Source organism: Mycobacterium nebraskense (assembly GCF_002102255.1).
Classification (GTDB): domain Bacteria; phylum Actinomycetota; class Actinomycetes; order Mycobacteriales; family Mycobacteriaceae; genus Mycobacterium; species Mycobacterium nebraskense.
In genome coordinates, this window is the sequence record NZ_LQPH01000188.1 from 69,510 (window position 1) to 95,448 (window position 25,939).

Sequence of the window (25,939 nt, forward strand, 5' to 3'; positions counted from 1 at the left end):
CCGTAGGGGCGGCCAATTCGACGATTCGCGCCTAACGGAAGACCCCGGGCAGGCTCAGCGTGGAAAGCGTGTCGTCCGACAGCGGGTTGTCGTTGACCATGTAGGTCCACGTGGAGGTGGGCCGGGCCAGCTTGGACAGATCCAGGCCCTGTTCCTCTTCGAGGACGTTCGCCGTCTCGAACGTCTGCTGCGCGGCCTCGATCGCGTCCGCGGCCAGCGACGCGAATGCGTCGACGGCCAGCCGGTGGAACTCGTCCAGCGGATTCTGCCGGCCCAGCGCCCGCAGGTGGATGCTTTCCCGGATGTCGGCCAGGTACGCCAGATGGTCGGCCCAGCCGCGGTCGAGGTGAAAGAGCATGATCTGCCGGCAGATCTTTTCCAGGCGATCTTCCGGGATGTCCTTGGACAGCTCCTTGTACCGCTTGGGTGCCAGGTCGGCGAGCTCCTCACGCGCGGTTGCGGTGCGCAGCAACGTATTACGCCGATCGACGATGATGGCACGCTGCTGGGCGATCAACTGGTTGTAGCGCCAGGTATTGGCGTGCACGTCCAGCATCCGGCCCTCGGCGACGCGCTGGGCGTGGTCGAGCAGGCCGGCCGCCTTGGGGCTGACGATCCGGCCGTCCTCGTCGGTTTCCATGGGTAGCTTGTTGCGGTCGAGGTTGGCCGCCACGACGTCGTCTTCCCAACTCGAGAAGAACACGGACGAGCCGGGGTCGCCCTGGCGTCCAGCGCGCCCGCGCAGCTGGTTGTCCAGGCGCTCGGTGTGATGCCGCCCGGTGCCGACCACGTGCAGCCCGCCGAGCTCGGCGACCCGGTCGTGGTCGGCTTCGTCGGAGCCACCGAGCCGAATGTCGGTGCCCCGCCCCGCCATTTGCGTCGACACCGTGACCACCCCGAACTTGCCGGCCTCGGCGATGACCTCCGCCTCCTCGGCGTCGTTCTTCGCGTTGAGCACCACGGCGGGCACGCCGCGGCGCAGCAGCCGCTCGTGCAGTTCCTCGGATTCGGCCACGTCGCGGGTGCCGACGAGCACCGGCTGCCCGGTCTCGTGCACCTCGTCGATGTGCGCGACGATCCCGTCGTTCTTGGCGGCGGCGGTGATGTAGACGTGGTCGGACTCGTCCTCGCGAATGTTGGGCTTATTCGGCGGAATTGGCGACACACCGAGCTTGTAGAACTGGCGCAGCTGCTCCCCGGCGGCCAGCGCGGTGCCGGTCATGCCGCACACGGTTTCGTAGCGGTTGATCAGCGCCTGCACCGTGATGGTGTCAAGCACTTCCCCGGTTTCGGTGGTCTCGATCCCTTCCTTTGCCTCGACGGCGGCCTGCAGGCCGTCCGGCCAGCGCTGTAGCTGCGCGATGCGCCCGCGGGAGGCGTTGATCAGGTGCACGGCGTCGTCCCGGACGATGTAGTGCACGTCGCGCTGCAACAGCACGTGCGCGTGCAGCGCGACGTTGACCTCGGTCAGGGTCGTGCCGACGTGCTCCTCGGAGTACAGGTCGATGCCGCCGAGCGCCTTCTCCACTTTGCGCGCGCCGACGTCGGTCAAATGCACGTTGCGGCTGTCGGAGTCGGTGTCGTAATCGGTTTCGGGCGACAGTTCACCGACCAGCTTGATGATCTCCAGTCGCGGCGTCTCCCGGTGCGTGGTCCCCGCCAGCACCAGCGGCACCAGGGCCTCGTCGACCAGGACCGAGTCGGCCTCGTCGATCAGGGCCACGTCGGGGTTGGGTGACACCAGGTCGGAGACGTCGACCACGAGTTGGTCGCGCAGCACGTCGAAACCGATTTCGTTGACCGAGGCGTAGGTGACGTCGCAGCCATAGGCGGCGCGGCGCTCCTCGCTTGTCGACTCGGCGGTGATCCAGCCGACCGTCAGCCCCATCGCCTCGATGAGCGGGCCCATCCACTCCGCGTCACGGTGGGCCAGGTAATCGTTGATGGTCACCACATGCACGTGCCGCCCGGCTAGGGCGTATCCAGCCGCCGCGATCGCCCCGGAGAGCGTTTTGCCTTCGCCGGTGGCCATTTCGATGACGTCGCCGGCGAGCATGCGCAGCGCACCCAGCAGCTGCACGTCGAACGGCCGGAGCGTGGTGGCTCGTTCGGCCGCCTCCCTGGCGATCGCCAGGAACTGCGGGATGTCCTCGGAATCCGCAAGATCGTCCAGCTTGAGCAGCCCGGCGGCCTTGCGCAGCTGCTCGTCGGTGAGGCGGGCGGCTTCCTCGTCGTACTCGGACGCGTCGGTGACCTGGGAAAGGGATCGGTTGCGGTTCTTTTCGGTGCTGGCGCCGAGCAGTCGCCAAAATCGGCTGCTCAGGCGGCCGGGTTGCGCGTGGGTGGTCTTTGGCACAGGTCAACGGTACGCGAGCCGCAACCGGGCGCGAGCGTGCGTGTTTGTCCGCGACACGCCGAGCGGCACCATCTGTGCACGCTCGCGACCCGCGTGAGCTCAGGCGAGGTTGGACCGGCGTGGATAGGCGACGTTGGGGTCGGTGAGGACGTTGACGACGGCGGGCAGGCCGCTGGTGAAGGCGCGTTCGAGCGCGGGCCGCAGCTCGGCCGGCGCGGAGACCAGCTCACCGTGACCGCCCAGGGCGCGCACCACCTCGTCGTAGCGGGTGCCCGGACGCAGCTCCGCCACCACCGAATAGCCGTACAACGCCTCCATGGGGTGCTTCTCCAGCCCCCAGATTCCGTTGTTGCCGATCACCGAGACGACGGGCACGTTGTGCCGGACCAGGGTGTCCCACTCCATGCCGCTGAAGCCGAAGGCGCCGTCGCCCTGCAGAAGGACAACTTGGCGGTCCGGCCGCGCCAGCTTGGCGGCCAGGGCGTAACCAGGGCCCGAGCCGAGGCAGCCGAAGGGCCCGCTGTCCAGCCAGCAGCCCGGCTGGTAGCTGTCGATCACCCGTCCGGCGTAGGACCCGAAGTCGCCGGCGTCGATGACGACGATGGCGTCGCGGTCCAGCATCGGTGCCAGCTCCGCGTACACCCGCATCGGATGCAGCGGGATGCGGTCGTCGGCAAGCTCGGCCTTTTCCTTTCCGCGGGCCGCGATTTCGGCCGTCCGCAGTTCGTCGATCCAGTCTTGGTGGTCGGTCCGACCCCCGGCGGCCAGCGCCGCGAGGATCGACAACAGGTCGCCGTAGAGCTCCGCCTCAACCGGGCGGGGGTGTTTGCGCTCGGGTTCGACACGGTCGGCCACGATGAGCCGGGTTTGTGGCCCGAACACCGCGCCGAAGCCGAGCCGGAAATCCATCGGCACCCCGATAATCAGCGCAACATCGGCCTCGCCCAACGCTTTTCCCCGCACCCGCGAGAACGCCAACGGGTGATCGGCGGGCACCGCGCCGCGCGCCATCCCGTTCATCAGCACCGGGATTCGCAGTTCCTCGGCGAGGCGTAGCAGGGCCGCCTCCCCGTGTCCCCACCAGACATTCGTGCCCGCCATGATCACCGGCCGCTTCGCGGCGGATAGCAGGCCGGCGGCCCGGCCGAGCGCGTCGCCATCGAGGTCGTCCACGCCAGGCCCCGGCGGCAGGTCGGCGAGGGCGCCGCGGCGGCCGTGATCCTCGGACATGGAGAACACATGGTCCATGGGGAAGTCGACGAAGCCGACGCCCGACGGGGCGCCGACCGCCGCCCGCAACGCCTCGTCGACGAGTCGGCCGGCGTCCCCGGCGGACTGCGCCGTGGCAGCAAAACGAGCCAGCGGCGCCACGAACGGCACGTGATCGATCTCCTGCAGCGAGCCCATGCCCCACCGCTGCGCGGGCGCCCGGCCGCCCAGCACGACCAGGGGCGACTGGTTCTGCTGTGCGGCCGCCATCGCGCTCATCCCGTTGGTGACGCCCGGCCCCGCGGTGAGCGCGGCGACGCCCGGCACCCTCGTCACTTTCGACCACCCTTCGGCGGCGAAGGTAGCGGTCTGCTCGTGGCGGGTATCGATCAGCCGAATGCCCTCCTCGCGGCAGCCGTCGTAGACGGAAAACAGGTGGCCGCCGGACAACGTGAAGACGGTGTCGACCCCGCTGGCCCGCAGGCGCCGCGCGATGAGCCGGCCGGCATGCAATGTTTGTGTGGGGATGGCGTCGGTGCTCATAACCGCAGCCTATCCAGATCCTTCGGGTACCTTCGCCGGAGGATTTGAAGTTCCAGCAGAGTCCACCAGCTCGACCATGAGGAGACAGCGACCATGGGCCCGAAGCCGTTCAAGCCGTCGATCGACTGGTCGACGGCCACCGTGGATTCCTTGCGGTGGGTAGCCATCGCGTGGGTCATCAGCGCGGTAGTGCTCTTCATCGTGCTGATCGCTTTCAGGTATCTCACGCCGTGGGGCCAGCAGTTCTGGCGGATCACCCGCGGGTACTTCGTCGGTGCGCACAGCGTGCGTGTGTGGCTGATGCTGGGCGTGCTGTTGCTATCCGTACTCCTGTCGGTGCGACTGATGGTGTTGCTCAGCTACCAGGGCAACGACCTGTACACGGCTGTACAAAAAGCAGTGCAGGGTCTCGCTGCCGACGACGACACGGTCAAACAATCCGGGATCCACGGCTTCTGGATGTCGATCGCGATCTTCAGCGTGCTGGCGGTCTTGTACGTCATCCGGTTCATGATCGACATCTATCTGACGCAGCGGTTCATCATCGCCTGGCGCATGTGGCTGACGGCCAATCTCACCGACGACTGGCTCGCCGGCCGGGCCTATTACCGGGACCTGTTCATCGACCACACGATCGACAACCCCGACCAGCGCATCCAACAGGACATCGACATCTTCACCGCGAATGCGGGCGGCACCCCGAACATCCCGTCGAACGGGACCGGCAGCACCTTGCTGTTCGGGGCCGTCAACGCGGTGGCGTCCGTGATTTCGTTCGCCGCGATCCTGTGGAACCTGTCGGGAAGCCTGAACGTGTTCGGAGTCGAGTTCCCGCGCGCGATGTTCTGGACCGTTCTGGTGTATGTGCTAGTCGCCACGTTGGTGGCGATCTGGCTGGGCCACCCGCTGATCTGGCTCAGCTTCAACAACGAGAAGCTCAACGCGGCGTTCCGTTATGCACTGGTCCGATTGCGGGATGCCGCTGAGGCCGTGGGCTTCTACCGCGGTGAGCGAGTCGAGCGGGCGCAATTGTGGCGGCGCTTCACCCCGATCATCGACAACTATCGCAAGTTCGTCCGCCGGACCATCATCTTCAACAGCTGGAACTGGTCGGTGTCGCAGGCAATCGTTCCGCTGCCGTGGGTGATTCAGGCGCCGCGCCTGTTCGCCGGCCGGATCGACTTCGGCGACGTTGGGCAGAGCGCGACTGCCTTTGGCAATATTCAGGATTCGCTGTCGTTCTTCCGCAATAACTACGACGCATTCGCGGCTTTCCGGGCGTCGATCATCCGGTTGCACGGGCTGGTCGACGCCAACGACAAGGGGCGCGCGCTGCCGACCATACTGGTCAAGCCGAGCGAAGAGACGGCCGTCGAGCTTCGTGACATCGAAGTGCGCACGCCGGCCGGCGATCGGCTCATCGACCCGCTCGATGTTCAACTCACCGAGGGCGATTCGCTGGTGATCACCGGGCGCTCCGGTGCCGGCAAGACCACGCTGCTACGCAGCCTGGCCGAGTTGTGGCCGTACGCTTCGGGAACCCTCTGCCGCCCGGAGGGCGACAACGCGACGATGTTCCTGTCGCAGTTGCCATACGTGCCGCTGGGCAGCCTGCGCACCGTGGTGTGCTACCCGAAGCCGCCGGACGACGTGTCCGATGACGAGTTGCGGGATGTGCTCACCAAAGTCGCCCTGGCGCCACTGCTGGACCGTCTCGACGAAGAGCGGGATTGGGCCAAGGTGCTCTCCCCCGGCGAGCAGCAGCGCGTCGCGTTTGCGCGCATCCTGCTCACCAAACCCAAGGCGGTCTTCCTGGACGAGGCCACCTCCGCGCTGGACGAGGGGCTGGAATTCGCGCTGTACCAACTGATGCGGACCGAACTGCCGGATTGCGTGGTGGTCAGCGTGAGCCATCGGCCCACCGTCGAGCAGCACCACGAACAAGAGCTGCAGTTGCTTGGCGGCGGCCCGTGGCGGTTGGGCCCCGTGGAGGAAAAGAAAGAGCCTGCGAGGGTCTAGCGCGCCCCGGCCGCGTGCACTCCGGCGCTGGGTCTTAGCGTGCCTCCGCTCCCCCGGGCCCTCGGGCCGCGTGCGCTCCGGCGCGGCGGCCGAAGAACGAGCCCTCCCCCAGCTGCGTCCCACTGGCGTAGCCCTTGCCGTCCTGTGCGATGTTGGACGCGCAGGCGCCGGCCGCATACAAGCCGGGCACCACGGTGCCGTCCGCACGCAGCACCTCGCCGTCGACGGACGTGGCCAGCCCACCGATGGTGAAACCGGCATACATCGCCTTGCCCAATGACATGTCGAACGCGCCCCAGGGGCCTTGATCTTGTGCCGCAAGGAATTCGGGCTGCTTGTGAAAGTCGGGGTCCTCGCCGCGGGCGGCGTTGGCGTTGTAACGGTCCAGCGTCGCCACCAGATTGCCCTCCGGAATACCAAGCGCGGCTTCCATTTCCGGGACGGTTTCCCATCCGTCGATCAGCGGGACCAGCGGCATCTTGGGGTGCTCCAGGTGCGCCTCGTCGACGATGAGAAACGCCGCGCTGTCCGGCTGGTCCATGATGAACCCGGACGTCCTGGAATGGTACGAATCCTCGGCGACGAAGCGCTGTCCGAGCTTGTTCACGATGATCCCCGTCAGCAGGATCGACGGCGGGTACGGCGGAGCCGTGATGAAAATCTGATCCATGTGCTCGGTTGCGCCACCGGCCGATACGCCCATCCGGATGCCCAGGCCATCGTCGTAGGTGTTGCCCAGCACGAACGGTTTCTCGGCCAGCTTCGGGGTGTGCTTGGCAACCATCTCCGGGTTCATCACGAATCCCCCGGCAGCGATGATCACCGACTTTGCTTTGATCGCACCGGTTTCGGAGAAGTGCTTCCACGCCACGCCGGTCACCGCACCCGAACCGTCCACGATGAGCTCGCTGGCGCCCGTCTCGTACCGGATCTGCACGCCCAGGCTCGCGGCGCGCTTCAGCAGCAGATCGATCACCATGCTGGCGCCCCCGGTGTCGCCGGGCACCGGCACCTTGTGGCCACGCGGCGCCGGCACCGCCTTCTCCAGGAAGGGCCACACCTTCTCGTTACCGGTGAACATCAAGCCCTCGGTGTTGGGCTGGATGACCGCCTTGCCCGGGAAGTAGCTGCGCTCGAACTGAAAACCCAAGTCTTCCAGCCAATTGAAATGCCCGACGCTGCCCTCGCAGTAGGCCCGGATCTTGTCGTGGTCCGGCTGCCGGGACACGGCGACCAGGTACTTGTACATCTCCTCGGGCGAGTCGGGGTGACCGGTCGCTTCCTGAACCGCAGTTCCCCCACCCAGATAGAAGTGACCCCCGGCAAGCGACGTGGTGCCACCCGCCACCGCGGCGCGCTCCAGCACCAGCACCCGCGCGCCGGCGGCCGCCGCGCTGACGGCGGCGCACCCGCCCGCGATGCCGAAGCCGACCACTACCACGTCGACGTCATCGGACCACGATGTGACGTCGTCCGCGCTGACCGTTGCCGGTATCTCCGTGCTCACCGCTGCTCCTGTTTGATGTAGTCGTAAAACGCCCTCATCTCGGGCGCAACGTATGCGATCTCCACAAACGGCACTGCCGCCTGCGGCGCTGACACGTAGGCGAATTGGATCCCGCCGGGCATCACGCCTTGCTGCACGACCGCGGCCCCGAATTCCACGGCCTCGGCCAACGCCGCGTCGAATTGCTCGGGGCTTTCGGCCTCCATGCAGATGTGGTGCAGACCCGGCCCGGCGTCACGCAAAAAGTCACTATAGATGTTCTCGCCGCTGACCGGTTCGATCAGTTCCAACTGCATGTCGCCGAGATAGCTCAGCGAGATGCTGGCGACGAAATCGGCCGGCTCGCCAAAGTAGCTGCAGGCGTCCGGAGCAAAGTGCACATCGGGTATCCGCACCCATTTGCGTACACCTAACAAGCCGGTGAGGGCGGTTTCGGTGGCCTCCAGGTCGGGGGTAACCCACGCGATCTGCGTCGGCGACTGAACGGGAAGGGTCATCGTCTCGCAGGATAGTCCAGTGGCTCGGCCGCCAGAAAGGGCCACGAAAACTTTGCCGTGGCGGGCGACCGCCGTTGCGCGAAGGCTGGGTGAACATGTTCTAATTCCCGGTCGGCGGCCCGCCGCCGTCAATGCTGGGCCAGCACGTCCACCAGCAGCCGAAGCTGCGCGTCGAACACCGCCTCGGGATCGGTCAGGGTGTCGGCCCCGTATTGGCCGAACACCTCGAGGCTGATCGCACCCATCACCGCCGCCCAGAGCAGGAAGCACTTGGCGACGACCTGATCGTCGCCGGGAAACCCGAACTCCTGGCGAATCCGCTCAAAGTCCGACGACATCGGTTGGGGGGCAACGGTATCGGTGAGGCGGATGTCTCCGGTGGCGATCCCGGACGCCACGGCGTCGAAGAAGGCCGCCACCACCCGGGTTCCCACGGACACCGTGCGCTCCGGCGGTGCGTGATACCCGGGCACGGGGCTGCCGTACAGCAGGGCCCAGCGGGCCGGGTGCGCGATGGCCCACCGCCGTGTCGCCCGGGAAATGGCGATGACATCGTCGCTCCACAGGTCCCCGACCGTCTCGCGGGCCCGGTCCACGGTGTCGGCCAGGTCCGCGTAGGCGTCGACCAGCAGCAAGGTCAGCAACTCGTCGCGGCTGGACACGTACCGGTAGACGGCCGACGACACCATGCCGAGGTCCCGGGCGATCGCTCGCACGGACAGTCCGGCCGCACCGCGATCCACCAGCTGCTGGCGACCGAGTTGGATGATGCGCGCCTCGATCTGCTCCCGGGTTTCCTGGCGTTTGCCCACGCGGTCAGTCTGACACAACCGAGATCACCGCTCTTGCTTTCTGGCCAGGACTGTGGCAACCTACCCAGCTATGAGAGCACTGCTCTCGATAGGTCTGCGAGAGAGGACGCGTCATGGCCACGCGATACGAAGAGCCGAACGGAGTCACGCGGGCCGCCAACGCGGTGATCCGCTGGCTGGCGGAGATGGGGATCAGCATCGCCGGGACCCATGCGCTGCGGGTGCGCGGGCGCAAAAGCGGAAAACCGCGGGCGGTCGTCATCAACCTGCTGACCGTCGACGGTGTGGATTATCTGGTCTCACCCCGCGGCAACACCCAGTGGGCACGCAACGTCCGGGCCGCGGGCGTCGTCGAGACGGGCCCGCGCTGGCGCAGGCGACGCGCCCGAGTCAGCGAGGTGGCCGACGCGGCCAAACCGGAACTGCTGCGACGCTATCTGGACCGCTGGTACTGGCAGGTCAAGGATTACGTCGCGGGGCTGACCCCGGACAGCACCGACGAGCAGTTCCGCGCTGTCGCGCCCACCATCCCGGTGTTCGCCCTCGCGGAGGCGGACGCGCCCCGCTGAAGTCGCCTAGCGCGCGCCGCCCCGCGCCACCCCGAGGTCCTCACGGACTTCTTCGGACGTGGCCCGCCACGACACCGCAGCCGGAAAATCCCCCCAGACGCTGTTGAAGATCCCCACGAGCAGCCCAGGACCGCCGCTGGAAGGCAGGTACACCGGGCCGCCGGAGTCACCGTTGTGGCTCTGCACGCCGTGCGACATGGTGAACCAGCCGTTGTTCACGCTTTCCACCGTCCCGCACGTTTCGCCGGTGCTCACGCCGAAATGGCAGATCGCTTGTCCGGGGGCCAGCGCCGCCGCCGGATTCGAGATCAGTTGACGCCCGCCCGGCAGGACGTTGTTCGCCATGACGCCGTTGTCCAGCACGATCGCCTCGTAGTCGGTGATCAACTGGTCGGTCGCCACCGTCGTACCGCTGGGAGTGTTGTCCCGGAAGGCCGCCAGGCGGCCGATGACCGCGCCACCCCGGTCGGTGACGACCCCCTCGCCGCCCCGGCAGTGCCCCGCGGTGAACGCGATCTTCAGGCCGGGGTCGACGTAGCCGAGCGTGCAGACGCGGTTGCCCTGATGGATCTCCATGCCCGGATAGACCATGACGGGGTCGGCTTCAGCGGGCACAGGCGGCAGCGATTGCGCGAGCGCGGCGACGGTGATCGACGCGGTGAATGCGCGCATTGCCAGGCGACGCACCATTAACTCCGATCCGTCGGGGCCAAATCTCGACCGATTTGAGATTACGGCGTGACTTTCGGTTACGCAGAAGTCTTCGCGCCGTCCGCGGCCGGTGTTACGTCGAAGTCGCCACCGGGACGGCCGCCTCGATCTGGCTCGCGGTGCGCGGCGCCCAGCCGGGCGGACCGAAAACGTAGCCCAGCCGATCGCGCAGGCGGGTCGCCGAACGCCAGTCGTGGGCGATCGCGACGTATTCGCGGGTCTGTAGCTTCCAGATATTGAAGGTGTCGACCTGCTTGGTCAGGCCGTAGTGCGGGCGGAACAACTCGGCCTGGAAGCTGCCGAAAAGCCGGTCCCAGATGATGAGGATCCCGCCGTAGTTCTTGTCGAGGTAGATCTGGTCCATTCCGTGGTGCACTCGATGATGCGACGGGGTGTTGAGGACGAATTCGAAGGGCCGTGGCAGCTTGCCGATCCGCTCGGTGTGCACCCAGAACTGGTAGATCAGGCTGATCGAGAAACTGAAGAACACCATCCAGGGCGGAATCCCCAACAGCGGCAGGGGGACCCACATCAGGATCTCGCCGCTGTTGTTCCACTTCTGGCGCAGCGCGGTGGCGAAGTTGAAGTATTCGCTGGAGTGGTGGGCCTGGTGCGTCGCCCAGATCAGCCGGACCCGATGCGCGATCCGGTGATAGGCGTAGTACAGCAGGTCGACGCCGAGGATCGCGATGAACCACGTGTACCACCGGGTCGCCGAGGGGTGCCAGAGCGCCACATTGGCATAGACGGCGGCATAGCCGAGCAAAGCCAGGGTCTTCCACGCGGCGGTGGTGCCCACCGAAACCAGCCCCATCGAGATGCTGGCCATCGAGTCGCGGGTGAAATATGCGCCGGAGGCCGGCCGCGCGTCGCCGGTGATGCTGTCCAGCTTGCGGGCCGCCGCCCATTCCAGCGTCAACAGCAGCAAGAAGAACGGAATGGCGGGCAGCACCGGATCCCGCATCTGCGGGGGCAGCGCGGACACGAAATCTGAGAGCGCATTCACACGCATAAGACTACGACGATCGACGGGACCATCGGGTCGCCTTGGTCCGGTATGCGGCCCACACTGTGATGACGGGACCGACCGACGTGAGGTGTTGAGCAGTTGACCGCTGTGGTGGTGATCGGCTCGGGGTTTGCCGGATTATGGGCGGCGCTCGGCGCCGCCCGCCGGCTCGACGAGCTCGCCATCCCGCCCGGCACGGTCGATATCACCATGTTGGCCGCCCAACCGTTCCACGACATCCGGGTGCGCAACTACGAGGCCGACCTGAGCCCCTGCCGCATTCCGCTCGCCGACCTCCTCGACCCCGTCGGAGTGGTGCACGTCACCGCCGAGGTGACCGCCATCGACACCGACGCCCACACCGTCACCACATCGGGTGGCGCGACGTACGACTATGACCGGCTGGTGCTGGCATCGGGCAGCCACGTACTCAAACCCGCCATACCGGGCCTGCGGGAGTTCGGCTTCGACGTCGACACCTATGACGGTGCCCTCGCGCTGCGGGACCATCTGCGTCGGCTCGCCGACGGTTCGCCGACGGCCGCGGCGGGCACGGTCGTCGTGGCGGGGGCGGGGCTGACCGGTATCGAAGTGGCCTGCGCGCTACCGGACAGGTTGCGGCGGCTGTTCGCTGGAAGCAACGTCCCTCTCCGGGTGGTGCTGCTGGATCGCAGCCGGATCGGCTCCGACATGGGCGCCTCGGCGCGTCCGGTGATCGAAGAAGCTCTATCGGCCAACGGTGTCGAGACCCGGGCGGGAGTGGCCGTCGCCGCCATCAGCGAGCGCCGGGTGTCGCTCACCTCGGGCGAACAGCTGGCGGCGGGCACGGTGGTGTGGTGCGCCGGTATGCGGGCGAGCTCGCTGACCGAGCAGCTGCCGGTGGTGCGCGACGGCCTGGGGCGCGTACCCGTCGATGACTATCTGCGGGTAATCGGGGTGCCCGCGATCTTCGCCGCGGGCGACGTCGCCGCCGCCCGCACGGACGACGACCACCTGTCGGTGATGTCGTGCCAACACGGCCGCCCGATGGGCCGCTATGCCGGGTACAACGTCATCAGCGACCTGTTCGGGGAGCCGCTGTTGGCTCTCCGAATCCCTTGGTATGTCACGGTTCTCGATCTGGGACCGGCCGGCGCGGTCTATACCGAAGGGTGGGATCGGGTGGTGGTGTCGGACGGCGCACGGGCCAAGGATACGAAGCGGACGATCAACACCCGGCGGATCTACCCGCCGCTGACCGGTAACCGCGCCGACCTGCTGGCCGCCGCGGCGCCTGAGCTGCAGTCCCGCCCCTAGCGAGGCCCGTCCGATTGCGCTTCGTCCCCGGCGTACCACTGCACCGCGCGGACTCCCGGTTGCAGGGAAAGCTCCGCCACCAACCGCTCCAGCCGGGATGGAGCATCGCCGTTCATGAGGAGGTGTGCGGTCAATGTGATCTCGTCATCGCCGGCCTGACCGGTGTGGATTCCGCGCAGCGTGATGTCGTTACCGCTCGCGTGCTGGACAATCTGGGCGCGCGCATACTTCTCGTGTTTCGGGCGGGCGATCACCTGCACCAAGTAGGGCCGCAGACTTTCGTCTTCGTCGCCGGTGTTGTCGCGGTCGATGAGCCGGCCCAGTGGGCGCCCGAATACGTGGATGGCGATGACGGTCCCGGTGCCGATCAACGCGAAGACCAGATGCCCGGACGCGGCCAGGACGCCAATCGCCGCAGAGCACCACAGGGTGGCGGCGGTGTTGAGGCCCCGGACGTTGACCCCTTCACGCAGGATCACCCCACCGCCGAGGAATCCGATGCCGGACACGACGTACGAGGCGACCCGGGTGGGGCTGGTGTCTGCGGTCGCGGCGGCGTACAGGACGAACAACGTCGCGCCGCCGGCGACCAGCGCGTTGGTGCGCAGGCCGGCCCGGCGCGCGCGCCATTGCCGCTCCAGGCCGATGAGGGCGCCACAGCCGACCCCGACGGCGAGCCGGAGCGCGAAATCGGCGACACTCAGCGTCTCCATCGGCACTCCTTCCCCCTCGTTCGCGGCGCCCGCATGCGGCTCGCCGCAGCTAACCAGGCCCAGGTAAACAGTGGGTGGACCCCAACGGAACCGGATGCGATGCGGCCACGTGCGCGAAACCTCTGGGCAACCGGCGGATGTTGTGGCGGCGCCTGGTCAGCTCTTGTTGAGTTGCTGGGGGCAGTAAAACTTCGCGGCTATCGCCAGAAACGACGTGGCGTGATCCGTAGTGAGCCCCGGGTTTTGACCTTTCAGATCGTTGACCATCTGGGGGCCGTACTCGCCATTGCCCATTGCAGTGCACACCGCTTGAGCGAATTGGACCGCTGCCTCCGGCGTCTTGTAGGTGATGCCCGCGCTTCGCAGCGACGCGAGAAAGCTCGCCTCGTCGACGCCGCCCGCGTCGGGCTCGCCGTACGCGGGCGCGGCAAGCGCGAGCACAGCCGAAACGCCGATCAGCGCCACCAGCAGCCTCATAACCGGTGATTGTCTCATGGTGCGGCGCGGGCTGCAGCGCTGGCTCCAGTTGCCGAAACACCCCATCGGCCAGCGCAATACGGCAATCGGCGAGCCTCAATCAGGCTTTGCTGAGTTGGTGCGGGCAGTAGTACTTCGCGGAAATCATGGCGAAGTTCGAAGCCATCTCCATGTCCATGCCCGGATTGTGCATCTTCACGTCGTGAACCAACTCCAGGCCCGATTCCCCGTTGTTCAGGCACGAACACACCGCCCGGCCGGCCCCAACGGCCGCATCCGGACTGGCAAAGCCGAAGCCGGCCTGATGCAGGGCGGCCAGGAAGGCCCCGTCATCGCCGTCCGGTACGTGTGGAGGATCGGCGTACACCGGTGCGGCCAGGCCGATCATGACGGGGATGCCCAATAGAACCAGTAACCGTTTCATTGCCCACCTTCCGTTATCGCGGGTAGCTGTGGAGTCCTGAGTCATGTTGCCCCCTAACCCAATTGGGCATCGGCGGGCAAGCCTTTGGACTTGTCGCCCTTTTTCAGATGCACCGCATGGATGCCGGGTTTCTTCGCCAGCTGCTCGAGCAGGGCGTCGAGACCTTCCTGGTCGACATTGTGGTGCTGCACGGTTTCGGGTTTCTCCGATATCTGTGCGACCAGACGCTTCAGTTGTTCCGGCGATTGTTTGTCTTGGAGGTCCTTGATCGGCTTCATCCGGTTGCGCACGCCGGCGCCGACCACGGTGGGCCCCCCGGAGCCGAGGGCGCTGCCCAGCATCCCCGCCATCCCCATCGAACTGAACAGGCTGCCCTCGCCCAGCGCGGCGGCCGGCACCGCCTCGGGCCCGGCGGCCGACAATGCGGCGGCAACCGTCCTGATGGCCGGCGTGGCCGAGGCCCAGCTGGGCGGAACGGTTAACTGCCCCACCAAAGTGCCTCGCGCAAAGCCCGCCGTCGGGCTGATGGCGCTGTACAGGGTGCCCCGGCCGAAGCCCAGGGCCCCGAGCCCGGCTCCCAGCGCATCCTTCGGCAGCGCGCCGTAGCCGGCGGGTGGGGCGAACTTGAGCCATTGCGACAGGGGGAAGTTGATCAGCAGCCCGACGTCGTTGAACTGCGTGGTCAGCCCCAACGGCACCTTGACCGCGTTGTACATGGCCGTGATCAATGGGGTGCCGCCAGGAGTCGTGCCGAAGCCTTTCAAGAAGGTGCTGACGGCGGTGTTGTATTCGGTGGCGAGCTGCGAGAGCCATGCCAGTATCGGGTTGCCCGGGCCCGCAGTCAGCGAGGTGGCTGCCGCGTTGATGGTCGACCCCGCACTACCGGCCGACGTGCCCGCGGCTTGGCTCACCGCGGCCGCTTGCATCGTCGTGCCCGTGCCGGTGGTGGTCTGCGGCGGTTCGGTGAACGGCGCGAACCGCGTGGCCGCCTCCGACGAGCTGGCGTAGGTGTCCATCGCCACGGCGTCCTGGGCCCACATTTCGCCGTACTGGGTCTCGGTGGCTGCGATCGCCGCCGTGTTCTGTCCGAAGAGGTTGCTCGCCATCAGCTGCGCCAATAGGGCACGGTTTTCCGCGATCACCGGGGGCGGCACGTGGGCGGCGAACGCCGTCTCGTAGGCGGCCGCCGCTGAAGAGGCTTGGGTCGCGGCTTCCTGCGCCTGGGCCGCGGTTTGCTGCATCCAGGCCACGTAAGGAGCCGCCGCCGACGCCATGGCGATCGACGCCGGACCCACCCACGGCCCACTGGCCAGGCTTGAGATCACCGACGAATAGGCACTAGCGGTGGACTGCAATTCGGTGGCCAGGTTCTCCCAGGCCGTCGCCGCAGTGACCAGCGAACCCACTCCCGGACCGCTGTACATCCGGCCCGAGTTGAACTCAGGCGGAAAAGCTCCGTAAAACATTGCTATCCCCTTACTCAGGCGCTCGGGTCGACGGTGCCGGACTACTGTGCGTGGTGATCATCGCTGTCACTCCTCGATGCAAGGGATCACGATGATGGTGGCTGCGGCGGGGTCAGCCTCGGCCACCACGCCGCCCAGTGAGCCGGCCGCCGCGGCGGAGCCGACAGAGTGGGTCGCGGTGGCGGCAATCGCGCGTCCCGCCAAGCTGGACAGGGCCATCTGACTGAAGACGCCTTCTTCGCCGGCCAGAGCGGCTGGGGCGGCCGCCATGTTGGTCGGCAGCACCTGGGCGAGCGTTCGGATCGCCGGAGCGGCTTCCGTCCAACCCTGGGGCACCGACATGCTGCCAACCAGGGCCGCCTTCCCCATGGACCCCGACACCGGCCCCGCGGCAGAGCTGAGCATCGGCCTCACCGCGCTCGGGCCACTGGTCAGCGGAGCGAGAGCGCCGGAGATCGCCTTCGGGCCGGACAAGTAGGCAGCGGCGCTCTGGCCGTTCTGGCCCCAGGCGTACGCCTGACCGAACGATAGGAACGGCCCACCCGGAACGCTGCTCCATGACTGGGGGGAGTACGGGCCCGTCAGCACCGACCAGATGTTGTTCCAGTAGTCCAGGTTTTGCCCGATTCCAGTGGTGACACCAGTCCCCGTTGTTCCGGCATTCGGCGCCGCGTTGCCGGCATTCACCACGGTTTGCATCGTCGTGCTCAGCTGGGACAGCTGGGAGGCGGTGTTCGAGCTGGACTGCGCGCTGGACTGGGTGACCGCGGCCGCCTGCATCTGCGTGGCCGACTCGTTGGTGGTCTGCGGCGGCTCGGCGAACGGTGTCAATTGCGATGCGGTCGCCGAGGAGGCCGCGTAGCCGTACATCGCGGCGGCGTCCTGTGCCCACATCTCCATGTATTGGGCTTCGGTCGCGGCGATCGCCGGGGTGTTCTGGCCGAGGATGTTGGTGGCGATCAACGTCGCCAGCAGGGCGCGATTGGTCGCGATCACCGGTGGCGGCACCGTGGCGGCGAACGCCGCCTCGTAGGCGCCCGCGGCCAGCTTGGCCTGGGCCCCTGCCACCTCGGCCTGGGCGCCGGTGGCGTTGATCCACGCCACATACGGCGCGGCGGCGGCCGCCATTGCCATCGACGACGGACCCGTCCACGGCCCCGTCGCCAGCGTCTCGATGGTCGAGCTGTACGACGCGCCGGCAGCCTGCAACTCGGCGGCCAATTCGTCCCACGCCCCCGCGGCCGCCAGCAGCGGACCCGACCCCGCCCCGACATACATCCGCCCCGAGTTGATCTCCGGCGGAAGCGCCCCGAAATCCAGCATCTACTACCTCCGGTCCCCCAAGTGGCCGCCATGGTAGGCGCGGCTTTGCTGCCCCTGCCGCATCCGCGCCATGGTTCTAATGAAAGGCATCGAATCCGCTATTGAAGCCATGAGGTTATTTCACATCCATCAAACAACGGACCATTCTCTCCCTAGCCGAAATCTCTCCCGAAAATTGGCAACCGGCCATCTCTGCGGCCGTTCCACGAATATAAGATCATCGTGACCGCAACGTATTCGGCTGGCGTTCCCACCAGGTAACGTAATGTAAAAAGGGAATGTCACAGCGCGGTTTCATCATGTGAGAACTTTTGTCTACCTAGCTATTTCTGTGATATTACATACACCGTGGTGACCCGCGTTACAGGCATGACCCGGCAACGGTCTACTAGGGAATTAGCAAACCGCCATATTAGAGATTGGCCGCCTGCGGATCGAGATGATTGCTGATCACGCTGAATTGATTTTAATCTAAATGAATGCACAATCTCGAGAGATAAAACCTCCTACCACCATATTGCAAAACAGCGAAAACACCCGTATCCGACAATTCCGCGAAACGCCGGACGGCTTACACCCGCAAGCTCATAGCGAGCGTGTCAACCCGAAGCAATTACCTCAATGTCGGACGCGATTACGCCCAGCCGGAACCGACGGCGTTGTCGGTGCTGGCCATGTTGCTGCCGGCAGTCTGCACTTTTTGCCCGAGGGCGTTGGCCTGCTCGTAGATCACCTGGAAGTTGCGACTCAGCCCGGGGGACAGATTCCTGGCATGCCACCGAACCGGCGCCCCCGCAGAAGGCACCCGCAGCCGGCACATTGCGAGCGATGGCCGATGCTCGGTCTCCAACGAGGCCGACTGGGCGCGAATGGCGGCGCCGTGCGCGTCTATGTCACCGAATAGATGGTCGATTGCCATGCCGTTGCCCTTCTGTTCACCCTCGCGAAGGGTAAACGAGCTACTCTGCCGCGCCCCTGATTAGCTGCTGACAATTTCCTGGGAGGCCAGTTTCCGCTGCTCATCGGCATTTTTTCAGGGGTGCTGGCTGCTCCGCGTCAACCATTATGGCGTTGCCTAACGTGCGCGTTTTCTCAAAAGCGGTCTGTAAAAACCGCCGGAGCAGCCGCCGCTGCTGCCGCCAGTAGCGGCGCGTGAGTTTGTTAAATCCTCGTGCGATCCGCCGCTACGCCGTGACGCCAGGCGAGTAGTAGCTGAACTCGGATCGCCCGCGACCTATGTGGTCTTGTTCTCGGCGACTGCCGCGCTGAGGCCCTCGGCGAGGTCCTCTTGGGTCAGCTCCTTGAATCGCAGGAGTTGACGCTCGCTGAACTCCGTGACGTCGCTGGCCAGCACCGCGTCCAGGTCCTCGTCGTCCAGACGGAAACTGCGGTGGTCGCGGGCCTTCTCCACCACATTGCGCACGAAGCCGGCGTTGCCGAGCGTATCGATGCCGCGGATCAGGTCCCCGTCTTCGGAGTAACTCTCGTCGAGATAAAACCTGGTGTACGAAGGCAATAGCGATTGGGCCGCTTCCTCGGTGATCAGGTCCTCATTCTCCTGCCCCATCAGCCGCGTCAACGCGACCAGCTCGTCGGGCGTATAGCTGAAGAACTCGATGACGGTCGAAAACCGCCGCCGCAGACCCTGATTCACGTCGAGCATCTTCTCCATCGCCTTGGCGTAACCGGCGCCGAAGACGACGAGCTCGTCGCGATGGTTCTCCATGTACAGCAGCAACGTATTGATGATCGCGTTACCGTAGGGGTCGCCTTGCTGGTAGCCCTTCTCGTGCAACGTGTGCATCTCGTCGAAGAAGACCGCCCCGCCCAGAGCTTCCTCGAGCATCTCCTCGGTGTTCTTCTCCGCGTCGGCCATGTATCGGCCCAACAGCTTGGTGCGGCTGGTTTCCACCACCACCGGCTTGCGCAGCACCGTCAGGCCGCACAGCTGCTTGGCGAAGGCCCGCGCCACCGACGTCTTTCCGGTTCCGGGCGGACCCAGCAGCAGGGTGTGGCGCGACGTCACCGGCACGGGAAGGCCCATCTTGGCGCGCGCCAGGTTCACCTTCGTCGTCGACTTGATGAGCTTGATTTCCCGCTTGGCGCGCTCCATGCCCAGCATCGCGTTGAGCTCCGCGTCGCCCTCGGCCAGATACCTTGCGGCCTCCTCGGCGTGGCGGGCGGCCTCCGTCTCCGCCCGGGTCGGCGCGCTGTCCGGGTCCCATGGATCCGTCCGTGCCTCAATGGTTTCCGGGTCGGTCAAGACCAGTCGATAGTTCGGGTTGTCCAGCGCTTCACGGGCCGGGCTGAACTTCGGATCCCGCGAGTACACCCGGCGCAGCAGTTCGACGGCTTCGTCCTCGCGGCCCAGGTGTCGCAAGCACATGCCCTGGGTGTACAGGGCGATGTTGGCCGCGCCCGGCACCCGGTCACCTTCGACGGCGTCCTGGCCGCGCCGTAGCGCCTCCTCGAAGACGCCGAGCGACGCCAGCGCCGTGGTTGCCATCGCCGCGCCGGCGGCCTTCAGTTCGGGCTGACGCCAGACCTTGCCCTCTGGGAACTGGTTGAGCACGTCCGGCCACCGTCCGGTGCGGAAATACAGCACGCCCCGGACGTAGTCGACCAACTCCTGCTCGAACGGTTGGCGCGGCTCCACCCCGTCGAGCAGCTCCGACGCCTCCTCGTAGCGTTTGGCCTCGGCGAGCACGGCCGCGTAGGCACACGCCAGTGACTCGACACTGGTCACGGCCAGCTGCAGGAACAACCCGTCCGAGACCTGTGGACGGAAGTGCAAATCGGTGACCCCGAGCCGGCGGGTCTCCCACCCGAACGTCCGGATCGACGCCCACGCACCGGCAAGTACCTCGATGCTCCGCTCCCCCGCCAGCAACCGCGCCAGCCAGGCGTCGCACATCGCGGGGTCCAGGTTGCTGGCCGTGGTGAACATCTGCGATGCCACCTGCGGGTTGTGACTCGGCTGCAGCCCGTTGACGGATATCCCCGATGCCAACAGCCCGGCGACCATCGCATTGCGGGCGCCCTCAGCGGTTGATTGCGGCCGCGTCATTGCGCTACAGGCGCGCCCGCCGGGCTCCCTCGCAGCTGGTCAACCGACAACACCAGGTCGTCGTCATGCACGGGACGGCTCGGCACGACAAGCGGGGCGCGTGTCGCCGGGGCGGGCAGGCTGGCGCGGACCGCGGCCAGCTGGCGTCCGGTGAGCCGGTTGAGGCCGGCCGATACGTCTCGGGGCAGCCGCTTCTCGCTGTGGAATCGCACCCAGGCCGACACCTGCGGCCGGCCCGCGCGCGCGGTGAGCCGGACCGTCAGCACGGTGGCGACGGTGTCCGCCTGCCACAGCTCGTCGAGCGTGTCGGTGGTGATGTCGGAGGGCGTCACCCAGAAGCTGGTGGTGAAGCCGTTGAAGTGCTTGAGGTGGCGCCAGCCGGGCCGGCTCCACGTGGGCTCGAGGTCGGCCAGCACCGCGCGGTCAACCTCGGTGATCTCCTCGGCGGTCAACGGTCTCGCGGCGCAGGTGAGTCCGTCGAGATCCTGGGCCAGCCGCTCGGTGGCCGCGACCAACGTCGAAGCCAGCGAATCGCGGACGGCGACCGCGGCGATGTTGCGCTGCGGGCTCATCCGCAACACCAGCCAGGTGCGACGAACGTACGAGGTGGGCTCACCGTTCGCCACCTCCCACTCCTCGGGGCCCCAGTCCTCGAGCTTCGACAGCTCGGCGGCGTTGCCGCCGCGGCGCACCTTGACCGACACGATGTCGATGTCATCGAGGTGAATGTCGAACTGCCGCAACCCATCAGCCACCGCCTGCACGAGCAGGGTGGGCGGTGACGTCCGGTGCCGGTGGCGCGACGACGCGTCGTCATCGTCCACATTCAGCGCGATCACCGTGACCAGCTGGCCCTCGTACTCGCGCACGCCGACCTTGTCGCGTCCGAAGCGGCGCTGGTAGTCGCGCACCGGTGTGCAGCCCGCGCCGAGCGCGGTGCCCGGATCGGCGGACCAATCCCACAGCCAGGTGGCCAATCCCGACGTCACCGTGATGCCGTGATAGGTGACCAGCGAGAACAGGGCGATCAACGCCGCGAGGCCGACACCCACCCAGAACGCGATGCGATGGGTGCCCTGCCAGGACTCTGGGCAGTGGCTGGCCACCACCAAGATGGCGATGTCGACCAGGAATACCGCGGTGACCCGCGGCCACGACAATGACAACCCGAACCTGCGCTGAGCTTTCATGACTGTTGCTGCTCCGCCCTTATTGCTGCTTCCGCGATCGCTTCATCAGCATCGCCGTACCAAACACGCCCCCACCGATCAGTAACGCCCCGAGCAAGCCTCCGGTGGCCACCCACACTGGCACCATATCCCGGGGCGGGACCGGCTTCGGTATGTTCAGCGGCGCCGAAAGTTGCTGCGGCGGCTTCAACGGTCCTTCGGGCACGTCCCACGTCAGTGCCGCCACCGGGTCGACGATGCCGTGCCCGATCTGGTTGTCCACGCCGCGCGCCGGTGCACGGGCTGTGCGGGTCAACCGGTTGATGACCTGGTAGGCCGACAGCTGGGGGAACTTGGCGCGGACGAGCGCGGCGATGCCGGACACGATCGCGGCCGAGAAGCTGGTGCCGGACGGAACCAGCAGCGTGTTGTCCGGTCCGTCGATCGCGTTGATGACGCCGTCGTCCCGCGGGGATAGCCCGATGACGTCGGTGCCGGGTGCGGCGATGCCCACCCACGGACCGGCCACGCTCGTCGATGCCTGACCCTGGTTGCCCTGGGTCATCGGCCGGCCATCTTCGTCGACGGCGCCCACCGTCAGGACGTAGTCGCTGAACCAGGACGGCGTCACAACGGTGGTGACGGAGTTCCAGTTGCGAGGATCGTTGGGCTGCAACGGATCATGCGCCGGGTTCTGCTTACAGTCCTTCTTGCTGGTGTCCCCGGCCGCGGCCACGATGACGGCGTTCTTGTCGACCGCCGCGTAGCGCACCGCAGCACCCAACGCACGCTGGTCGATGATGTTGCGCGCGCTCATGCAGGTTACATCCGAGATGTTGATCACCTGCGCGCCCATGTTGGCGGCGTGCACGATCGCCCGGGCCATCGTCTGGACGTCGTCGATCTTCGCCCGAGTCTGCGGGTCTTCGTCGCCGGTGTAGGCGTCCTTGAGGCCGAAGGCCTGGCTGGACTGGCGGATCGCGATGATGTCGACATCGGGCGCGACACCGCTGAACGCGTCGGGACCAGCCGAGGGCGCCGGCGGCGCCGGCGGCGGAGGTGGCGGCGGGTCAAGCGGGCGCGGGCCGCGTGGGTTGTCGACGCCGACCACGTGGCTCCCACCGGAGTAGCTGGGTATGGTCACCGTCCCGCCGCCGTGGCTGCCCGCCGGGGCCTGCCCACCGGGCTGTGCCGGTTGGCCGCCCTGCGGTGGCCCCGGCGGTGGACCCGCGGGCGCGGGCGCGGGCGCGGCCGGCTGCGGCAACCCGAACGGTCCCGGAGCAGGCTGCTGCTCCTGCGGCGAGGGCGGAACCATCGTCACGGTCTGTGGCAAGGGCGACAGCGTCACCGTCTGGGGCGGCGGCGCTTTCGGTGGCGGTTCGGTGGTGGGAATGGTGACCGGCCGGCGTGGTGCGGCCGGCGGCACCCCCGCGCCGCTGGCCGGCGCGGCGCCGATCATCGAGGCCACGATCGTGCCGTGCGCGTCGCAGTCCGACAATCCGTCACCGCCCATGACGTAATCCCCGCCGGGGATCAGGTGCGGAAACCTGGGGTGCGGGCTCACACCGGTGTCGATGACCGCCACCTTCACGCCGGCACCACGGCCGAACTGCCACGCCTCCTGCAAGTTCAGCATGTCCATGTACTTCGGCTGCAACCGGAAATCTGTGCCGGGCAGCACCCCGACCTCGGTGCAGTATGAATTCTGCTTCATCGGCGCCGGCGGCCCGGGCGGACCGTCAGGCGGCACCGCGCCCGGATCGATCGTCGGCGGCGAAATCGCATAAGCGGGCGGTAAGCCGGCCAATGCTCCTGAGGCAAGCAAGATTGCGGCGAGGGCCGCACCGGATGCGCGCCCTCGCCACACCTTGCTACTACCGGTAGCGGATTGCTGCATAGACATTCATCAACCACAATGCCAGCGGGAAAATCGGCATCAGGCAGAGGTATTCGATCCATTCCACGAACTTGCGGAACAGCGGGCTGTAGATCGTGTTGGGCACCACGGCCGCGGACGTGAGGCCGGCCGTCGGCAGCAGCACCAGGATCGCCGCGCTGATCGACACGGCCAGGGGCGACTGCAACACGAGCGCGTACCGCGCCACCACCGCACCGACAATGAGGACGGCGGTCACGGCCAGGGTGATCGCCTGCCAGCGGTCGACGTACGAGCGCCCGCGCAGCATCAGGAACCCGGCGCTGAAACCGGCCAGCAACAGCGGCAGCCAGCGCTGCCCGGTGTGCGGGTCCGACAACGCCGTCAACGAGACGATCATCAACACACCCAGTCCGACCAGCAAGCCCGTCAAGAAGGAGCGGGCGCGTTCGGCCTGCACCAAGACATCGCGGACGGACGCGGGGCCCTCGAGGACCGGGGGCCCACCGTCGGAGCGGACCACAGTGGTGGGCAGGTCGGGCCGGGCCTCGAACACCCACCGGCTGGTCGCCGAGGGGAACACCGGAAGACGGATGCCGGCCAGCCGGCGCGAGAGCGCCGGCGCCGTGTGATAGACGAGCACGCACACGAGGACAACGCTGGTCAGCAGCGTCACGGCGCTGGTCATCGCGACCATTCGTGCCAGGGCCGCGATCGCCGTAACCACGCTGACAGTGACCAGCGCGGTGTAGAGGCCGAGCCGGCGTCCGGTGAAACGCAGGGCCAGCATCGCGGCGATGGTGAGCACGCCGAAGCCCAACACCGCGTGTGGCGATCCCACTCCGCCGGGCGGTGCCGCCGCCGCGGCGACCGTGAGTGGCGCCAGGCCGCTCAGCAGCATGATGTCGGCGATGCGGCGATCTTGGTCGGTGCGCGCCCGCATCAGCAGCATCAGGGAAACGCCCAGCACCACCGCGGCGATCACCGCGGAATACGCCGTCGGCAGCCAAGAGTTGTGGTGCCACCGGTACCAGAGCAGCAAGCCGGAGGCGGCAGTCACCCCGGCCGCCACCATCGACGCGCCGACCTGCACGGCAACGACCGGGTCGATCGCGGCGAACCGCTTGCTCAGGTCTGCCGCGACCGCGGTGGAGATGTGCTCGATGACCTGCGAGCGATGCTCGGTGTCCTGGATGAACCGGATCCACAGCCGGTCGCCGTCGTAGACGTCCTGCTCGGTCAGGGACTGGGTGGCCCGCAACGGGGTGCCGTCAACCAGGCAGAGCGCCCACCTGCCGCGACCCGCGGCCTCCAACGGGGTCTCCCCGAGTTCCCTGAGTCGGCTGTTCACCACCTTCAGCAGCGGCTCGGTCATCACCGAGACGGGGGCGTTGGCGTCCAGCAGGACGCCGATCTGTACGCCCGTCCCGGCCATAACGCCGACCACGACCGCCCGAGGCTGCGAAATTCCCTCAACGTCAGGCTGTAGCGCTTCAACAACCGCAGTCATCGCCCTGAACCCCTTACCGTCGTGAACGTGTAATCCCGTGCCGCCAGCCCGGCGGGAGTCTGTGCCGGCCCACTCTCCGAGGCGCTGCGGCCCCCGGGAAAGTGCAGCTCGACTATTCCGAATTCCATCTACCCCGCCTTGCGATTAAAACTTCGGTGACAGTGGTTTGAGATTTGCTGAATCTCTTAGAGAAGTATGCCGTGTTGGCATCTCAACCGCATGTTGAGTGCAAAGACATTGGTGAACTTTGTGTTTCGTCGAATGTCACACCCTGCTGTGGGTTTTCCACTCGCCGTAGGGCAGTGTGTCCAGCACCGTCTTGACGCCCACCTGCACCAACTGGGGGGTCGCCGGGCAGATGGCCAGCCAGGCCTCCCCCGACCCGGCCGTTCGCGCCTGCTGGTAGAGCGCGATGCGGCCACCGGAACCGTCTTTGAGCGACAGCACCGAGGCGCTGGGGCCCTTCGCGTCGTCCCGGTATTGACGCGCGTACACCGCGGCCTCGGCCGCCGGATCCGAGAGGGCCTGTCCCAGCGCGGCCACGGTGGCGGCGCTGATGCCCATCCGCCGCAGGTCGCCGCCGGAGAACACGTTGAAGCCCGACTCCTGCCAAGACTTGGTCGCATCCAGCATCTCTTCCAGCGGCACGTTGACCGCGTTGATCGCCGCTGGCTCTGCGTGGTGTATCGACTCCAGCGCGTCCAGGACCAGGGACGCGATCGAGGCGCTGTCGGCGATGGCGACGTCGTCGACGGTGATGTCGCCGCCGACCCGTACCGCCGACACCCAGTGCTGGCCGCGGCGGGCCAGCACCACCCGGAACTCGTTGTCGGGGATGTCGCGTGACCCGGGGGGCTGGTTCTCGTCGTCGACCACGCCGTAGAGCAGCTTGCCCCGCGACAGCAGGGCGATGACCTCGAGGTCCGGCGCGGCGAGCACCCTCAACCGAGCGGCCACATGTTCGTTTACCTGACCGTTTTCGACGATGCCCTGCTCGCGCATCACCGCCATGCCGGGATGCTCGTTGAGCCAGTCGCTCGAGTCGGTAGAAACAAATGGTCGGCACCGCAACTCCGGCGCGACATGCCGAATGTCCAGGAGAGCCTGGAGCATCCAGAAACCGTCGACGTTAACGGTGATGTCGGTGCGGGCGGTCTGTTGGTCCATCAATACCTCAAGGGTTCAAAGTGCACGGTAACCGCAGGACGCGGCAGCACACCGACGGGTGGTGTGCTGCCGCGCCTGAAGTTGGGGTTAGGCCCAGCTGGACCCAACGGCGCTGTCGGTGCTGGCCATGTTGTTGCCGGCGCTCTGCACCTTCTGCCCGTGGGCGTTGGCCTGCTCGTAGATCACCTGGAAGTTGCGACCCAACTGGGTGATGAACTC

General features: G+C 66.9%; 20 protein-coding genes and 2 pseudogenes. 3 read left to right on the forward strand and 19 right to left on the reverse strand.

All coding sequences use genetic code 11. The features are described from left to right. Positions 1–31 precede the first annotated feature (31 nt). Together secA2 and AWC17_RS31325 are read right to left on the reverse strand one after the other, a co-directional pair. The gene (secA2, locus tag AWC17_RS31320; RefSeq protein ID WP_046184266.1) at positions 32–2,356 is read right to left on the reverse strand and encodes an accessory Sec system translocase SecA2; all 2,325 of its coding nucleotides are present in this window, start codon (positions 2,354–2,356) and stop codon (positions 32–34) included. Positions 2,357–2,455: 99 nt separating this feature from the next. Beyond that, positions 2,456–4,108 (reverse strand): acetolactate synthase, encoded by a 1,653-nt coding sequence (locus tag AWC17_RS31325; RefSeq protein ID WP_047323123.1) that lies wholly within the window; start codon positions 4,106–4,108, stop codon positions 2,456–2,458. Positions 4,109–4,201: 93 nt separating this feature from the next. Here AWC17_RS31325 and bacA point away from each other — a divergent pair, with 93 nt between their 5' ends. Further along, entirely contained in the window at positions 4,202–6,127 is a 1,926-nt protein-coding gene (gene bacA / locus AWC17_RS31330) for a vitamin B12 ABC transporter pemease/ATP-binding protein BacA (RefSeq protein ID WP_046184887.1), read from the forward strand. A 34-nt stretch (positions 6,128–6,161) separates the two neighbouring features. On the opposite strand, the gene AWC17_RS31335 is transcribed toward bacA, so the two are convergent. From AWC17_RS31335 to AWC17_RS31345, 3 genes are all read right to left on the reverse strand, one after another. Beyond that, positions 6,162–7,634: an FAD-binding protein gene (locus tag AWC17_RS31335; protein WP_046184886.1), complete on the reverse strand. Its 1,473-nt coding sequence runs from the start codon at positions 7,632–7,634 to the stop codon at positions 6,162–6,164. After that, entirely contained in the window at positions 7,631–8,131 is a 501-nt protein-coding gene (locus AWC17_RS31340; protein WP_046184885.1) for a VOC family protein, read from the reverse strand. Before AWC17_RS31340 ends, AWC17_RS31335 begins: the two co-directional genes overlap by 4 nt. A gap of 128 nt (positions 8,132–8,259) precedes the next feature. Next, positions 8,260–8,943 carry a TetR/AcrR family transcriptional regulator gene (locus tag AWC17_RS31345; RefSeq protein ID WP_197083445.1) on the reverse strand — a complete coding sequence of 228 codons (684 nt, stop codon included), beginning with the start codon at positions 8,941–8,943 and terminating at the stop codon, positions 8,260–8,262. A 113-nt stretch (positions 8,944–9,056) separates the two neighbouring features. On the opposite strand from AWC17_RS31345, the gene AWC17_RS31350 reads away from it, so the two are divergent. Beyond that, complete coding sequence (locus AWC17_RS31350) at positions 9,057–9,512, forward strand: nitroreductase/quinone reductase family protein (RefSeq protein ID WP_046184883.1); 456 nt, start codon at positions 9,057–9,059, stop codon at positions 9,510–9,512. A gap of 6 nt (positions 9,513–9,518) precedes the next feature. On the opposite strand, the gene AWC17_RS31355 is transcribed toward AWC17_RS31350, so the two are convergent. Next, entirely contained in the window at positions 9,519–10,202 is a 684-nt protein-coding gene (locus AWC17_RS31355) for an Rv1815 family serine proteinase (protein ID WP_046184882.1), read from the reverse strand. A 94-nt stretch (positions 10,203–10,296) separates the two neighbouring features. Further along, complete coding sequence (locus AWC17_RS31360; protein WP_276038944.1) at positions 10,297–11,235, reverse strand: sterol desaturase family protein; 939 nt, start codon at positions 11,233–11,235, stop codon at positions 10,297–10,299. Between the two features lie 96 nt (positions 11,236–11,331). Here AWC17_RS31360 and AWC17_RS31365 point away from each other — a divergent pair, with 96 nt between their 5' ends. Beyond that, the gene (locus tag AWC17_RS31365) at positions 11,332–12,528 is read left to right on the forward strand and encodes an NAD(P)/FAD-dependent oxidoreductase (protein WP_047323124.1); all 1,197 of its coding nucleotides are present in this window, start codon (positions 11,332–11,334) and stop codon (positions 12,526–12,528) included. On the opposite strand, the gene AWC17_RS31370 is transcribed toward AWC17_RS31365, so the two are convergent. From AWC17_RS31370 to AWC17_RS31425, 12 genes and pseudogenes are all read right to left on the reverse strand, one after another. Then, positions 12,525–13,241, reverse strand: coding sequence for an MgtC/SapB family protein (locus AWC17_RS31370; RefSeq protein ID WP_046184879.1), 717 nt, complete (start codon positions 13,239–13,241; stop codon positions 12,525–12,527). The two genes, AWC17_RS31365 and AWC17_RS31370, sit on opposite strands and share 4 nt — an antisense overlap. A gap of 156 nt (positions 13,242–13,397) precedes the next feature. Then, positions 13,398–13,718, reverse strand: a complete 321-nt coding sequence (locus AWC17_RS31375; RefSeq protein WP_046184878.1) for a DUF732 domain-containing protein — start codon at positions 13,716–13,718, stop codon at positions 13,398–13,400. Positions 13,719–13,818: 100 nt separating this feature from the next. After that, positions 13,819–14,142 (reverse strand): DUF732 domain-containing protein, encoded by a 324-nt coding sequence (locus tag AWC17_RS31380; RefSeq protein WP_046184877.1) that lies wholly within the window; start codon positions 14,140–14,142, stop codon positions 13,819–13,821. 53 nt (positions 14,143–14,195) lie between these two features. After that, positions 14,196–15,608: a PPE family protein gene (locus AWC17_RS31385; RefSeq protein WP_047323125.1), complete on the reverse strand. Its 1,413-nt coding sequence runs from the start codon at positions 15,606–15,608 to the stop codon at positions 14,196–14,198. 66 nt (positions 15,609–15,674) lie between these two features. Further along, positions 15,675–16,931 (reverse strand): PPE family protein, encoded by a 1,257-nt coding sequence (locus AWC17_RS31390; protein ID WP_047323126.1) that lies wholly within the window; start codon positions 16,929–16,931, stop codon positions 15,675–15,677. A gap of 634 nt (positions 16,932–17,565) precedes the next feature. After that, positions 17,566–17,850 (reverse strand): annotated as a pseudogene (locus AWC17_RS31395) (WXG100 family type VII secretion target). 315 nt (positions 17,851–18,165) lie between these two features. Further along, the gene (gene eccA / locus AWC17_RS31400) at positions 18,166–19,998 is read right to left on the reverse strand and encodes a type VII secretion AAA-ATPase EccA (RefSeq protein ID WP_047323128.1); all 1,833 of its coding nucleotides are present in this window, start codon (positions 19,996–19,998) and stop codon (positions 18,166–18,168) included. Then, positions 19,995–21,188: a type VII secretion protein EccE gene (eccE, locus tag AWC17_RS31405; protein WP_047323129.1), complete on the reverse strand. Its 1,194-nt coding sequence runs from the start codon at positions 21,186–21,188 to the stop codon at positions 19,995–19,997. The genes eccA and eccE overlap by 4 nt, the downstream gene beginning before the upstream one ends. A gap of 19 nt (positions 21,189–21,207) precedes the next feature. Beyond that, complete coding sequence (locus AWC17_RS31410) at positions 21,208–23,064, reverse strand: type VII secretion-associated serine protease mycosin (RefSeq protein WP_047323130.1); 1,857 nt, start codon at positions 23,062–23,064, stop codon at positions 21,208–21,210. Beyond that, a complete protein-coding gene (eccD, locus tag AWC17_RS31415) occupies positions 23,042–24,553 on the reverse strand; it encodes a type VII secretion integral membrane protein EccD (RefSeq protein WP_047323131.1) in 1,512 nt (503 codons plus the stop codon). The genes AWC17_RS31410 and eccD overlap by 23 nt, the downstream gene beginning before the upstream one ends. Positions 24,554–24,817: 264 nt before the next feature. Beyond that, on the reverse strand, positions 24,818–25,720 hold the full coding sequence (locus AWC17_RS31420; RefSeq protein WP_047323132.1) for an ESX secretion-associated protein EspG: 903 nt from the start codon (positions 25,718–25,720) through the stop codon (positions 24,818–24,820). Positions 25,721–25,807: 87 nt separating this feature from the next. After that, a pseudogene (locus tag AWC17_RS31425) lies at positions 25,808–25,939 on the reverse strand (type VII secretion protein EsxI); the annotation flags it as partial.

What these genes read in the sequence shown, in the direction of transcription:
- AWC17_RS31380 (WP_046184877.1), bottom strand. Translation starts at nt 14,142, where the DNA reads ATGAAACGGTTACTGGTTCTATTGGGCATCCCCGTCATGATCGGCCTG.
- AWC17_RS31420 (WP_047323132.1), bottom strand. Translation starts at nt 25,720, where the DNA reads ATGGACCAACAGACCGCCCGCACCGACATCACCGTTAACGTCGACGGT.
- AWC17_RS31370 (WP_046184879.1), bottom strand. Translation starts at nt 13,241, where the DNA reads ATGGAGACGCTGAGTGTCGCCGATTTCGCGCTCCGGCTCGCCGTCGGG.
- AWC17_RS31325 (WP_047323123.1), bottom strand. Translation starts at nt 4,108, where the DNA reads ATGAGCACCGACGCCATCCCCACACAAACATTGCATGCCGGCCGGCTC.
- eccA (WP_047323128.1), bottom strand. Translation starts at nt 19,998, where the DNA reads ATGACGCGGCCGCAATCAACCGCTGAGGGCGCCCGCAATGCGATGGTC.
- AWC17_RS31355 (WP_046184882.1), bottom strand. Translation starts at nt 10,202, where the DNA reads ATGGTGCGTCGCCTGGCAATGCGCGCATTCACCGCGTCGATCACCGTC.
- AWC17_RS31375 (WP_046184878.1), bottom strand. Translation starts at nt 13,718, where the DNA reads ATGAGGCTGCTGGTGGCGCTGATCGGCGTTTCGGCTGTGCTCGCGCTT.
- AWC17_RS31360 (WP_276038944.1), bottom strand. Translation starts at nt 11,235, where the DNA reads ATGCGTGTGAATGCGCTCTCAGATTTCGTGTCCGCGCTGCCCCCGCAG.
- AWC17_RS31340 (WP_046184885.1), bottom strand. Translation starts at nt 8,131, where the DNA reads ATGACCCTTCCCGTTCAGTCGCCGACGCAGATCGCGTGGGTTACCCCC.
- AWC17_RS31410 (WP_047323130.1), bottom strand. Translation starts at nt 23,064, where the DNA reads ATGCAGCAATCCGCTACCGGTAGTAGCAAGGTGTGGCGAGGGCGCGCA.
- AWC17_RS31390 (WP_047323126.1), bottom strand. Translation starts at nt 16,931, where the DNA reads ATGCTGGATTTCGGGGCGCTTCCGCCGGAGATCAACTCGGGGCGGATG.
- eccD (WP_047323131.1), bottom strand. Translation starts at nt 24,553, where the DNA reads ATGACTGCGGTTGTTGAAGCGCTACAGCCTGACGTTGAGGGAATTTCG.
- eccE (WP_047323129.1), bottom strand. Translation starts at nt 21,188, where the DNA reads ATGAAAGCTCAGCGCAGGTTCGGGTTGTCATTGTCGTGGCCGCGGGTC.
- AWC17_RS31385 (WP_047323125.1), bottom strand. Translation starts at nt 15,608, where the DNA reads ATGTTTTACGGAGCTTTTCCGCCTGAGTTCAACTCGGGCCGGATGTAC.
- bacA (WP_046184887.1), top strand. Translation starts at nt 4,202, where the DNA reads ATGGGCCCGAAGCCGTTCAAGCCGTCGATCGACTGGTCGACGGCCACC.
- AWC17_RS31350 (WP_046184883.1), top strand. Translation starts at nt 9,057, where the DNA reads ATGGCCACGCGATACGAAGAGCCGAACGGAGTCACGCGGGCCGCCAAC.